The following is an 11,459-nucleotide window of genomic DNA, read 5'->3' as shown; positions in this document are numbered from 1 at the left end:
AATCCCCACGATCAACACAAGCTACTATTCTTTCATGGGCGCTAAACTAGAATACAGAAGGATGTATAGCCTTTTCCTCAATTATGTGTTTGCTTACTAGGTGGCGCAAACTCTCTTTTTAAGGGGGGTTTCATTGCGAATATACCCCTATGCGCTTATGAGTTTTGATTAAAATTTAGTTGTTCATAAAAGCATGAAAGCCTTTTACAAAACGCTTTTTAACTTTTTTTCATTTTCTTTTCTATGAAGATATTCAAGCATTCTATGAGTAAGGCAAAACCAATGCCCGCATACAAGTAATTTTTATTGATGTGCAAATGCAAGCCTTCTAAAAACAAAAACACGCCCACAACGAGCAAAAAAACAAAGGCTAAAGTTTTGACACGGTAGTGTTTTTCAATAAAATCGCCAACGATTTTGGAAAAAAACATCATCACTATTACGGATAAAATAATAGCAAGCGCCATGACTTCTAAGTGTTTAGCGATCCCAATAGCCGTGATCACAGAGTCTAAAGAAAAGACAATGTCTAAAAACATGATTTCTATCAAGGTGATGAAAAAGCTAAACGCTTTTTCTTGGCGTTTTTCTTTAGGATAGATCTGCTCTTTTAATTCCACTAACGCTTTAAAAGCTAAAAACGCCCCCCCTAAAAACAGCACCACATCACGCCATGAAAAGCTCATGCCTGCTAAAGTGAATAAAGGCTTTTGCAAATGGCTGATAAAAAACAAGCTCCCTAAAAGCCCTATGCGAGCGATCATCGCTAGGCCCAAGCCTAAAATCATGGCTTTATTTTGCTGGTGTTTGGGGAGTTTATAGACCATCACCGTGATAAAAATGATGTTATCAATCCCTAAAATGATTTCTAAAAGCGTGAGCGTAGCCAAGGAGACTATGCCATGCGTTGTAGAAAGAGCGTCTAAGAGTGAGGATAAAAATTCCATGAAAGGCTACAACCAGCCTTTCTTTTTAAAATAAAGCACAGGCAAAATCGTAGAAATCGCCATGACAATCAACGCGAAAAGATACCCGTATTGCCATTCTAACTCCGGCATGAATTTAAAGTTCATGCCATAAATCGTGCCAATCAATGTGGGGGGCATCATCGCCATGGTCGCCACAGTGAAGAGTTTGATGATTTTATTTTGCTCCACATTGACTTGAGAAGCGAATAGGTTTTGAATGTTATCAAGCGAGTTGAGATTGACCGTTGTAGACTCCACCAAAGAGCTAAAATCGGTTAAAATGATATTTAAATTATTTTTCGTATCGCTATCCACTTTATTGCTCCTTAGTAATGCGGTGATAATGCGCCGTTTGTCAAAAAAAGAATCCCTTAAAGCCACATTAAATTCTTGCAAATTGGACAAGCGCACTAAAATATCATCATGCGTAGAAGTTTCTTTGAAAATGATGTTTTTGCGCAACAGGCTCGTTTGTTTGTTGATCCACTCCAAACATTCCACGCCTTTTTCAAAATACACTTCAAAGATTTTAGTTAAAATATCAAACCCGTCTTCAAATTTTTTAGGGCTAGCCAAAACCTTTTTTTGGATAGAATCAAAGATTTCTAAAGTCCCATAATAAATCGTGAAAAGAATGTTATTAGACAAAATAAAGGTCGCCATTTCCGTGTGGAAAGTCTCATTTTCATCTTGGTTAGTGAAAAAAGCATTGATCGTAACGCTGGAGCTGTCTTCCCAGTATTTGGTAACTGATGAGACTCGTTGGGAATGATCCGTGTTGTAGTGGATAGCGTATTCTTGGCTTAGAGTGGCTAATTCATTGGGCGTAGGGTTGATTAATTCAAACCATAAAACTTCATTTTCTTCTATATCAAAACCATTAAAATCATTAAAGCGTTTTTTAATGACAAATTTTTGCTGTTTGAAAAACACATTCACCATAAGCGATCCTTAGAGTTAATGGCGTTTATCCAAAACCTCAAAACAAGGTAAAATTTTGCCCTCTAATAATTCCAAACTCGCTCCCCCACCGGTGGAAATAAAACTCATGTTATCCTTTTCGCCCGCGCGGTTGATCGCATCAATGGTATCGCCCCCACCAATGAGCGAAAAAGCGTAAGTGTCAGCGATTTTGTGGGCTAAAAAGGTTGTGCCTCTGGCGAATTCTTGTTTTTCATGCACGCCTAAGGGGCCATTCCATAGGATCGTGGGCGCGCTCTCTATGACTTCAGAAAATAATTTCACGCTCGCAGGCCCTATATCAGCGATCTTGTGTTTAGGCTCAATGTCTTGGACGGGTGAAATTTTGATGTGTTTGGGGTTGAGAATATCATCAGTGGTTACAGCGTCTATGGGTAAATAGACTTTGACTTTTTTTTCTTTCGCGCTTTGCAATAACTCTAAGGCGTCTTTTATCAAAGCGTCTTCTACAGAAGAATCTTGCACATCATAGCCTAAAGCTTTTAAGAAGGTGTTGCTCATCGCCCCGGCAATGATGAGCTTGTCAATGAGATCTAAAATGTTTTTTAATAGGGTGAGTTTGGAGCTGACCTTAGCCCCCCCCACAATCAACAATAAAGGGCGTAAAGGGTGGTTAAACGCTTGATAAAACGAATCAATTTCTTTTTTGAGTAAAAACCCGCTCACTTTAACAGGGGCGAATTGCGCCGTGCCATAAGTGCTGGCATGCTTTCTGTGGCTCGTGCCAAAAGCGTCATTCACAAACACATCGCACAAGCTCGCTAAATCTTTAGCCAGATTTTCATCATTTTCTTCTTCGCCTTTTAAAAAGCGGATATTTTCTAAAAGAAAAATCCTTGTGGGCGCGTTTTCGTTTAGGGCTTGCTTGAGTTGCGCGATGTTTTGAGAAAAAACCACTTCATGGTTTAAGAGTCTTTCAAGGCGTTTTAAAAAAGGTTTCAAGCTCAATTTTTCTTCAACCCCTTTAGGGCGACCCAAGTGGCTCACTAAAATAATATCTTTAGCCTTATTGTCAATACAAAATTGGATGGTGGGCAAGCTCTCTCTAATGCGCGTGTCATCAGTGATATTCAAATTTTCATCTAAAGGCACATTAAAATCCACTCTAATAAGCACCCTTTTATGGCTCACTTCCACTTCTTGAATGTTTTTAACGTTTTGCATAAACGACATTTTAGCTAACATGAAAAATCCTTTCTTTTAATTTTGCACTATATACTGCACCATGTCTATCAAGCGCTCGCTATAACCCATTTCATTATCATACCATGCCAATACTTTAGCATTTTTTTCACCTATTATCATGATTTGATCATCAATCACGATCGCGCTAAAAGGCGAAGAAATAAAATCGCTTGAAACAAGCCTTTCTTCATCAACACTCACGATCCCTTTAAAAGCATGCTTACAAGCATCTTTAAGCGCATGCTGAACGCTCGCTTTACTCACGGATTTTTTAAAGCTTAAAGACAGATCCACTAAGCTCACATTAGGGGTAGGCACTCTAATAGCAAGGCCTGTGATCTTAGGGCCTAAATGCGGTAAGACTAGCGAAATGGCTTTACTCACGCCGGTGCTTGTGGGGATGAGGTTAAGGCCGGCCGCTCTGGCGCGGCGGATGTCTTTGTGCTTGGTGTCTAAAAGGTTTTGATCGTTAGTGTAGCTGTGGATGGTGGTTAAAAGCGCGTTTTCTACTTTAAAGACTTCATCTAAGATTTTTAACAAAGGAGCGGTAGCGTTAGTCGTGCAAGAAGCGTTAGAAATCACGCTTTCGTTATGGTAATTCTTGTGATTCACCCCATAGACAAAGGTGGGGGTGTTTTGTGCGGGAGCGGAGATGATGACTTTTTTCACGCTGTTTTTAAGATGAGCGCTTGAAGCTTCTAGGGAATTGAATTTCCCGGTGCATTCTATGATGATTTCTGCGTTAGCGGCAGAAAAATCAAGCTTGTTAATGTCTCGCTCGCTCAACACTAAAATATTTTTACTATGCCCGATATTTAAGGTTCTATTGGCGTTTAATTGGGCTTCAAAATGCCCATGCACGCTGTCATGGCGGATCAAATGCAAAAGAGTTTCTAATTCAGCGGTAGAATTGATAGCAACAATCTCTATATCTTTTCTTTGACTAGCGACTCTTATAGCGCACAAGCCGATGCGCCCAGTCCCATTGATAGCGATTCTAATTGGCATGTTTTCCCTTTATTTAAAAACCACCATTTTATCACAAATGCTCTTAAATAAAGGCATTCTTAAGGGGTTCTGTCTCATTAAGAATTAATCATAAACTAAAATCAAAATCCTTATGATAAACCTCTCTATAAGCTTTTTGAACGCTTGTAAAAACCCCGCTCCCTAAAAACCCCCTAGATAATGGGCTAGGGTGAGGGGCTGTGATGATGATGTGTTTGTTTTTAGGGATTAGAGCGATCTTTTTTTGTGCGATCTTTCCTAATAACACCACGATCAAGGGAGCGTTGGCCTCAAAAAGGCGCATCAATATTTGATCGCTAAAAGCTTCCCAGCCAATGCGTTTGTGCGAAGCGGCTTGGTTTTTTTCCACGCTTAAAATGGCGTTCAATAACAGCATGCCCCTTTTAGCCCACGCGCTCAAATCCCCACAACAAGGCATGGGCACGCCTAAATTCGCATGCAATTCTTTAAAAATATTTTTTAAGCTTGGGGGGATGGGGGCGTTTTTTTCCACGCTAAAGCTTAAGCCCATCGCCACAGGCAATTCTTGCTGATTTTTTAGGTAGGTGGAATGGTAGGGATCTTGCCCTAAAAGGATGATTTTAACCGCGCTAGGGGGCGTTAGATTGAGCGCATAAAACAGATTAGAGCTTTTAGGGAAAATGGTTTTAGGGCTTTTTAGGGCTTCTAAATAGCGTTTTTCTATTTCTAAAAAATAAGGCTTTTTAAATTCGCTTTGCAAAAACTCCCGCCAAGCCAAACTTAAAGGAGCGCAGTCAAAAAGCTTCATTGTTCGCTAGGGTTTAATTCATGGTAGTGTTTTAAATATTCTTTTTGCATGCGCTCTTGTAATTCTTCATACCAGGTGGGCGAGCTAAAATCAGGCGTATAGCTTTCTAGCATGACTAAACGGGTGCGTGCTTTATAGGCTTCTAGGGGCTTGGAATTAAAGATTTTAATGGAGTTGATTAACACCATGGGCTGGATTTTGAGCTGGAATTTTTCGGCGATGATTTTAGCCCCTTGCTTGAAAGGGAGGAATTTTTCTCCTCCTTTGCCTCTAGTGCCTTCAGGGAAAATCACTAAAGGGCGGTTTTGATCTAATTTTTCTTTACACGCTTTCAAAAGGCTCACAATCCCCTTTTTATCCTCTCTGTCAATTAAAATCATTCCCGTATCCGTTAAGGCATGCCCATAAAAGGGGATTTCGCCCAGCTCTTTTTTAGCGATCCAGCAAATATTGCTAGGGTGGTAGGCTTCTAAATAAATAATGTCCAATAAGCTTTGGTGGTTTAAGACAATGAGTTTAGCGTCCGTATCAAAAGCGCCTATTTTTTCTAAAGTAACCCTGGTAAGGGGAAAAAAGCACGAACAAGCCCTACGGCTGGAGCGGGCGTTATTGTTTTTGCGGTTAAAATAATTGAAAACAATGATAACGGCTAAACCTATAGCGATCACTAAAGCTCTATAAACCGCTCTTAAACGATTGGATTTTTTATTTGACTTCATCTTTTTTGACCCATCCTATTTGTTCATGCGGCGTTAGGATTTTATAATAATCATCATGCGAGCCTAAGATTTTAATCGGCATTTCATTTTTAGAAAGCCCTAAGATGGTGGAATTTTGCGTGGGCAGAATGCGGATTTTTTTATGAGCGAGCAATAGGGCTGATTTTTGCGTGAATAAAAGGTTATACAAAACAAACCCTAAGCACAAAACCCCAAGCCCTAAAAAAATGAGTTTGCGCCCAAAAATGAAAAACAACACCAAGAAAAACACGCACAAAGCGAGCAGCGCCACATTAGAAAAGACTAAAAAATTGTTTTTAGGGATGAGATCGCTTTGAATACCGGTAGTGTCTTGAGTGGGAATGGTTGAAAAAGATAAGGTTTTAAATTGCCTGTTTGAAAGCGAAAAATAATCAAAAGAAAGGTTTTGAATGGTTTTAGGCAACACGCAATAATAAAAAACGCTCCCTTCTTTAGCCTTGATTTGGTTTAAAGAGGCGTTATCAAACCCTTGTTTGAGCGCTTCTTTGATGTAAAAATCTTCCCAATTAGCCTCTTTGAACGCTAATTCCACCACCAAAATATTGTTTTTATCGTCATAATCTTTGGTTTTGTATTGCAAAACTTGTAAATCTTTAGCCATGACATTCGCATAACGAGGGTTTTTGGATAAGTCCGTTACCTGCAAAGTAACTTTTGGGGCTATGGAATAATCTATATATTTGTCTTTATTGGAAAACGCGCTCACTTCTAAAGGCGGAATGCTCGCTTTTATGCCCTTAATCTTGTAATAATAAGTCGCTCTGAAAAGCTCTTTTTCCACCTTTTTCCATTTAGGCATTTTGCTTAAAAGCTCAATTTGGGTTTTATCCAGCTCGTCTTTGATTTTAGCTTCCAAAAACTCAGCGTCAAACAGCAATAAATCATAAGTTACGCCTATAGTTTGACCGATATAAACGGGGTTGTTTTCCAAATCTTCTAATTGGGGGATTTTCACATAAACCACTTTAGCCTTGATTTCTTCTGGGTCATGAGTGTTTTCAGCGACCAAATCAGCAACCAAAAAGGTGGCTAAAAGGCTTAAAATCAAACCGATGGTTTTAACGATTTTGATTGAATGAGTGCAAAAAGTCATTAACGATTTTTCAAATAAAAACCCCATGAGTTTTTATTTCTTCTTAGGCGCTTTTTCATCCATTTTCTCATCCACGATAGACCAGGTTTTCAAGCTGTCAATAGCGGTTTTTAGTTGAATATCATCGTTGATCATTTTAGGAGTAACCTCTTTTTCCTCTTCGTTTTTCTTGTCTTTATCCGCCTCTTTGGAATTAGGGGTTTTATCATCAATCTTTTTAAGCTCTTGCTCTAAATGGTGTTTTAGATCCGCTTCTTTCAAGCTGAATTTATTTTCATTTTCTGGCACTTTACCCGGATAAATCACAATATCAGGCGTGATCCCCTTAGCTTGAATGGTGCGCCCGCTCGGCAAATAGTAGCGCGCAGTCGTGATTTTAATGGCTTCGTCTTTATTGACAGGGAGTAACACTTGCACGCTTCCCTTACCAAAGGTTTTTTCACCAATAATGATGGCTCGTTTGTGATCTTGCAGCACCCCTGCTACGATCTCGCTCGCGCTCGCTGAACCGCCATTGACTAACACCGCAATAGGCAAATTGGTATAAGGGGCTCTGCCATTAGCCTTGTATTCTAAATTTTCTTCTTTATTTTTGCCTTTTTGAGAGACTAAAATCCCCTCTTTAATGAAGAGGTTAGACAAGCCCACCGCTTGGTTTAACAGCCCTCCAGGATTACCCCTTAAATCCAACACAACCCCCTTAGTCTTAGGGTTAGCTTTCAAGCCGTCTAAAACCGATTTAGTCACATTTTTATCAAAAGAATTGACTCTCACATACAGATAAGGAGTGTCTTTAATCTTTTTCACATAGACAGAGGGGACTTTGATGATGTCTCTAACGATATTAAACACCAAGGGTTTTGGCTCGTTTTTTCTCACAATGGTGATCTGGATAGGAGTCTTTGGCTTGCCGCGCATGAGATTGATCGCATCATCAATGCTCATGCTCAGCGTGCTTTCGTTGTTGATTTTTAAAATGGTATCGCCTGACTTAACCCCAGCCTTGTAAGCTGGAGTGCCTTCTAAAGGGGCAATAACGGTTAAAACGCCATCGCGCATGCCCACCGTGATCCCAAGCCCCCCAAATTCGCCCTCGGTTTGGGCTTGAAATTCCTTAAACTTCTTTTCATTCAAATACGCTGAATGCGCGTCCAAATTAGAGAGCAAGCCTTCAATCGCTTTAGTCATGATCTCAGAAATGGTGATTTTATCCACATATTTTTTTTCAATTTCTGTAACCACATTAGAGAAACGACTGAACGCTTCCACCCTTTTAGCCGCTAATTCTTGCGGATCTTCTTTAACCGGCTTGACCGGCTTTTTTTCCTTAACTTCACCACCATGCAAACTCACAGCAAGAGAAATCGCTAACAACCCTTTAAAAAGTCGTTTTGTCATTGTTAATAGCACCACCCATTTTTGAGATTAGAAAGAATCACCCTTAAGGTTTTATTCAATTTTTTGCGTTTATTCTATCTAAAATTTAGATAACATGCCCATTCATTCACTCATTTTGAGCCTAATCGGTATAATAAAAACGCATAACTCCCCGATCCGTTCAAATGCAAATCGCAAAGCATGCCCGTTACAAAAACATTAGAAATGGGGCTTACTTTAGAGCCTCTATCGCAAAGACAATAATCTTGCCGCTAACTTTGAGACTAATTGCTGATAGATCGTTTTATTTTGTTGTCTAAAATGCTCTACTAATATTTTTAAAACTTTTTGTTCTGGGAATAAAATTAACACAAGATTAAAAATTCCATCATTATCCAAAAGCTTCCTATAAACGCTTGGCGCTAAATCTTTGATTTCTCTAAAACTTTCTAAAGGATTTTCATCAAAATTCAAACTGGGTAAATCGGGTAAAATTTCACGTCACCATACTAAATGGGTTAAAACCTCATCCCAAACTTGCGGGATATTAAGATTTTCAAACAACTCCTTACCATAACACAATCTCAAAGGCACGCCATAACCAACAGATAATTTTTGCAATTCTTCTTTATAATAATTTTGATTTTTATTCAAACTCTCATCTATAAAGTAAAAATAGCCTTGAATGTTTTAAACTTTCAATTAAAAAATGTTTTTACATGTAAAAAATCATCATGCATATGAGCAATGGGGTTATGATAAATATCTAAAATAGCAGTGTAGCTTTTAATTTTATAGCGTTCTTTTATTCTCTTGTATGGTTCTTTTTCTAACTTTTTAAAAGCTTTTTGCAAATCTTTTTCTTTTAGCAAAATATAGAAATCAAGATTAAATTCCAATAATTGTAAGGTGCGTTGCAAAGCTGGTTCTAGTGTGCTTATACTATCCACAATTTCAATAGCTCTTTTAGGGAAAATAAAACCTTTAGGATTAAACCAAAGCACATCAATTTTTTTACTTGTATCTAAAATTTCTTTATAAGTAAAATTAGGAATAGTGCGTAAGGTTGTCAAGTCTGATAAAAGCACATTATTATAACTAGCCTTTGGATCAGCACTATAAGTGTCTAATTTTAAAAAGTTACCCATTTCTACGCAAACACCTTCCATAAAAGAATGCATGCAAATGGGGTTTTCTTGAATTTCTTTTAGCTCTTCTTCTTGATAGTCTAAAAGGGCATACAATGACAACCCTACTTTTTTAAAATTTTTATGATTTCTAATCTCTCTGTATAATACCCCTCTAAGCCCAGCCTCCCATTCTTTAGGGGCTCTAATACTAGGATAGTATTTTTCAATTTGGTTATACAGGATAGTCCAAGAAACAATCCCTTTATTATCCTCCATAACTTTTTTAATTGCATCAACTTTTGTCATTTATCTTTTGCCTTTTTTTGCCTTTGGTTTTTTGTTTTCAATCTCCACAATTTGAGAGCGTCCAATCCCCAAAGCTTCTGCAATGCTTACAAAAAATAACCCTTGCTCTCTTAGTTATTCTGCTTGTTGATCGGTTTTTTTAATGTTAATTTTTAAAAATATGGTATCCATTTATCTTTTCCTTAATTTTTTTAGCACACCAAATAAGCGTTTCATGGGCGTTGCATAATCTCTTGCCAGCAAAATTAGGCACCGGATTACTCTTGTGCCAAATAATATCATTGAGTATCCAAAACCCTAAATTTTGCAAATGAAAACCAATTCTAAAAATATTTTGAAAACTCCCTATCACACAAATACTGCCATTATCTTTTAAAATCCTTTGGCATTCTTTTAACCAACCCAAACAAAAGGTATCGTATTCTTTAAAAGAGCCAAATTTATCCCAATGATCCTCAACGCCTTGAAATTTTGTGCCTTCAAAACGCTTCAATTCCCCCTCTGTTTGCATAAAATATGGGGGATCAGCAAAGATAAAATCAACGCTTCTGTTAGGAAAATCTTTCAATTTTTCTAAACAATCCCCCTCTATGATAGTGTTTAAGTTTTCTTTTAAAAAATCCATGATTGACTAACCTTTTATATCTGCTACTCTAGCCATTTTAACACAAGCGTTTTAAGGCTATCTTAATGTTTAATCTCTGACTCTGTTCTCATCAAATGATAGAAGCTACCTATCCTCACCTATTTTAAACGATACAACAAAAACGCATAACTCCCCGATCCGTTCAAATGCAAATCGCAAAGCATGCCCGTTACAAAAACATTAGAAATGGGGCTTACTTTAGAGCCTCTATCGCAAATGAGAGCGAGATTAGATAAGGCAGAATAAAGGGAAGGCTGAACCTCCACCTCTGCGATAGATATTGTTATCGCTCGCTTCTTTGCTGATGAATGCTGCATCAAAGTCAAAATCTCCGATGGCTTTGGCTTGGCGCGATAAGATAAGGGCGGTATTGGTATTAAATGGGGGGGGGGGGGGTGGATTTTGCAAGATTTCTTGCATTAACGCTTCGCTGTCATTCCCTTTTAAATGGGGCAAATCGCTCGTTAAAAATCCAAGCGTTTTTTGGATTTCAATCGTGCGCACGATGACTTTAATGACATTGGTTACATGATCAAAGTTACAAGACTCGTTTTTGTGGCTTTTTAAATATTTGTCTAAAACGCCATACCCCCCTATCATGTAATCATGAATTTCTTGACTCACCCCCCTAAAATAAGCGCTATGGTTGATATAAAGGCGTTGTTCTGGCTCATTATAAGCGGGTTTCTTGATGATGGGGTTACGCTCATGCGCTTCTTTGTAGCAGGATTCGCCTATGGTAGCGTCTTTTAGTTTTTCAAAGCTGTAATTCAGGCTTTCTTTATTTAAGACATGCAAGCCGATTAATTCAATCCCTAAAAGGCTTAAAACCCTAAACAAATCTTTATTTTTTGTGAAAAGGATTTTAGGGTAATCGGCTTTGAGAAAATCTTTATAACGCTTGCGGTAGTTTGGGGAATACAATAACGCATAAATATAGCCTAAAACCTCTAGCGGCTCAAAATGGTGGCTATAATGCTTGTCTATGAAACTTCTAAACTCTGGCGTGAAATTTTCGGTGTAGTTGGGGTTATGGTATAGTGGATTCACATAATCGCCTCCCTCCATTCCTGGACATGTCCAAGTGCGCAAATCTGAAATTTTATTACTAACAAATCCTACGCCGCTTTTTTGTGATTGACAAAATCTGCGAGAAGTAATTAGCGCGACATTTTTGCGCGTTTGATTGGGTGTTTTAGGGTTTGTTGGGGGGG

The 11,459-nt window shown here is 38.4% G+C and carries 12 protein-coding genes and 3 pseudogenes; 1 reads left to right on the top strand and 14 read right to left on the bottom strand.

What is annotated here, in order from left to right; translation table 11 throughout:
• A partial coding sequence (locus FIM66_RS07760; protein WP_140500046.1) for an outer membrane beta-barrel protein occupies window positions 1–100 on the top strand: 100 nt, incomplete at its 5' end.
• Between the two features lie 118 nt (window positions 101–218).
• Here the strand turns inward: FIM66_RS07760 and FIM66_RS07755 are convergent.
• The 14 genes and pseudogenes from FIM66_RS07755 to FIM66_RS07700 form a co-directional block, all read right to left on the bottom strand.
• Window positions 219–947, bottom strand: a complete 729-nt coding sequence (locus tag FIM66_RS07755) for a TerC family protein (RefSeq protein WP_140479813.1) — start codon at window positions 945–947, stop codon at window positions 219–221.
• A gap of 6 nt (window positions 948–953) precedes the next feature.
• Window positions 954–1,910, bottom strand: a complete 957-nt coding sequence (corA, locus tag FIM66_RS07750) for a magnesium/cobalt transporter CorA (RefSeq protein WP_000248511.1) — start codon at window positions 1,908–1,910, stop codon at window positions 954–956.
• A 15-nt stretch (window positions 1,911–1,925) separates the two neighbouring features.
• Window positions 1,926–3,134, bottom strand: coding sequence for a phosphoglycerate kinase (locus FIM66_RS07745; RefSeq protein ID WP_101006207.1), 1,209 nt, complete (start codon window positions 3,132–3,134; stop codon window positions 1,926–1,928).
• Window positions 3,135–3,149: 15 nt separating this feature from the next.
• Entirely contained in the window at window positions 3,150–4,142 is a 993-nt protein-coding gene (gene gap / locus FIM66_RS07740; protein WP_140548427.1) for a type I glyceraldehyde-3-phosphate dehydrogenase, read from the bottom strand.
• An 88-nt stretch (window positions 4,143–4,230) separates the two neighbouring features.
• Window positions 4,231–4,932 (bottom strand): uracil-DNA glycosylase, encoded by a 702-nt coding sequence (gene ung, locus FIM66_RS07735; protein WP_140479817.1) that lies wholly within the window; start codon window positions 4,930–4,932, stop codon window positions 4,231–4,233.
• Window positions 4,929–5,651: a 1-acyl-sn-glycerol-3-phosphate acyltransferase gene (locus tag FIM66_RS07730; protein ID WP_120928336.1), complete on the bottom strand. Its 723-nt coding sequence runs from the start codon at window positions 5,649–5,651 to the stop codon at window positions 4,929–4,931. The genes ung and FIM66_RS07730 overlap by 4 nt, the downstream gene beginning before the upstream one ends.
• The gene (locus tag FIM66_RS07725) at window positions 5,638–6,813 is read right to left on the bottom strand and encodes an SH3 domain-containing protein (protein WP_140548425.1); all 1,176 of its coding nucleotides are present in this window, start codon (window positions 6,811–6,813) and stop codon (window positions 5,638–5,640) included. The genes FIM66_RS07730 and FIM66_RS07725 overlap by 14 nt, the downstream gene beginning before the upstream one ends.
• Window positions 6,814–6,819: 6 nt before the next feature.
• Window positions 6,820–8,184: a S41 family peptidase gene (locus tag FIM66_RS07720; RefSeq protein WP_194149277.1), complete on the bottom strand. Its 1,365-nt coding sequence runs from the start codon at window positions 8,182–8,184 to the stop codon at window positions 6,820–6,822.
• 110 nt (window positions 8,185–8,294) lie between these two features.
• A pseudogene (locus tag FIM66_RS08355) lies at window positions 8,295–8,420 on the bottom strand (DNA methyltransferase); the annotation flags it as partial.
• A pseudogene (locus FIM66_RS07715) lies at window positions 8,410–8,853 on the bottom strand (HpyAIV family type II restriction enzyme); the annotation flags it as partial. The pseudogenes FIM66_RS07715 and FIM66_RS08355, both read right to left, overlap by 11 nt.
• Before the next feature lie 8 nt (window positions 8,854–8,861).
• Complete coding sequence (locus tag FIM66_RS07710; RefSeq protein ID WP_140464246.1) at window positions 8,862–9,599, bottom strand: hypothetical protein; 738 nt, start codon at window positions 9,597–9,599, stop codon at window positions 8,862–8,864.
• A gap of 172 nt (window positions 9,600–9,771) precedes the next feature.
• Window positions 9,772–10,224 (bottom strand): annotated as a pseudogene (locus tag FIM66_RS07705) (DNA-methyltransferase); the annotation flags it as partial.
• A gap of 119 nt (window positions 10,225–10,343) precedes the next feature.
• Entirely contained in the window at window positions 10,344–10,511 is a 168-nt protein-coding gene (locus FIM66_RS08080; RefSeq protein WP_194149276.1) for a DNA methyltransferase, read from the bottom strand.
• Window positions 10,474–11,459, bottom strand: a 986-nt coding sequence (locus FIM66_RS07700) for a type ISP restriction/modification enzyme (RefSeq protein ID WP_341472527.1), incomplete at its 5' end; no start/stop codon positions are given. The genes FIM66_RS08080 and FIM66_RS07700, both read right to left, overlap by 38 nt.

It is taken from the genome of Helicobacter pylori (assembly GCF_006439795.1).
GTDB lineage: Bacteria > Campylobacterota > Campylobacteria > Campylobacterales > Helicobacteraceae > Helicobacter > Helicobacter pylori_CR.
This window is presented reverse-complemented; position numbering and strand designations above follow the sequence as displayed.

What these genes read in the sequence shown, in the direction of transcription:
- FIM66_RS07755 (WP_140479813.1), bottom strand. Translation starts at nt 947, where the DNA reads ATGGAATTTTTATCCTCACTCTTAGACGCTCTTTCTACAACGCATGGC.
- corA (WP_000248511.1), bottom strand. Translation starts at nt 1,910, where the DNA reads ATGGTGAATGTGTTTTTCAAACAGCAAAAATTTGTCATTAAAAAACGC.
- FIM66_RS07745 (WP_101006207.1), bottom strand. Translation starts at nt 3,134, where the DNA reads ATGTTAGCTAAAATGTCGTTTATGCAAAACGTTAAAAACATTCAAGAA.
- gap (WP_140548427.1), bottom strand. Translation starts at nt 4,142, where the DNA reads ATGCCAATTAGAATCGCTATCAATGGGACTGGGCGCATCGGCTTGTGC.
- ung (WP_140479817.1), bottom strand. Translation starts at nt 4,932, where the DNA reads ATGAAGCTTTTTGACTGCGCTCCTTTAAGTTTGGCTTGGCGGGAGTTT.
- FIM66_RS07730 (WP_120928336.1), bottom strand. Translation starts at nt 5,651, where the DNA reads ATGAAGTCAAATAAAAAATCCAATCGTTTAAGAGCGGTTTATAGAGCT.
- FIM66_RS07725 (WP_140548425.1), bottom strand. Translation starts at nt 6,813, where the DNA reads ATGGGGTTTTTATTTGAAAAATCGTTAATGACTTTTTGCACTCATTCA.
- FIM66_RS07720 (WP_194149277.1), bottom strand. Translation starts at nt 8,184, where the DNA reads ATGACAAAACGACTTTTTAAAGGGTTGTTAGCGATTTCTCTTGCTGTG.
- FIM66_RS07710 (WP_140464246.1), bottom strand. Translation starts at nt 9,599, where the DNA reads ATGACAAAAGTTGATGCAATTAAAAAAGTTATGGAGGATAATAAAGGG.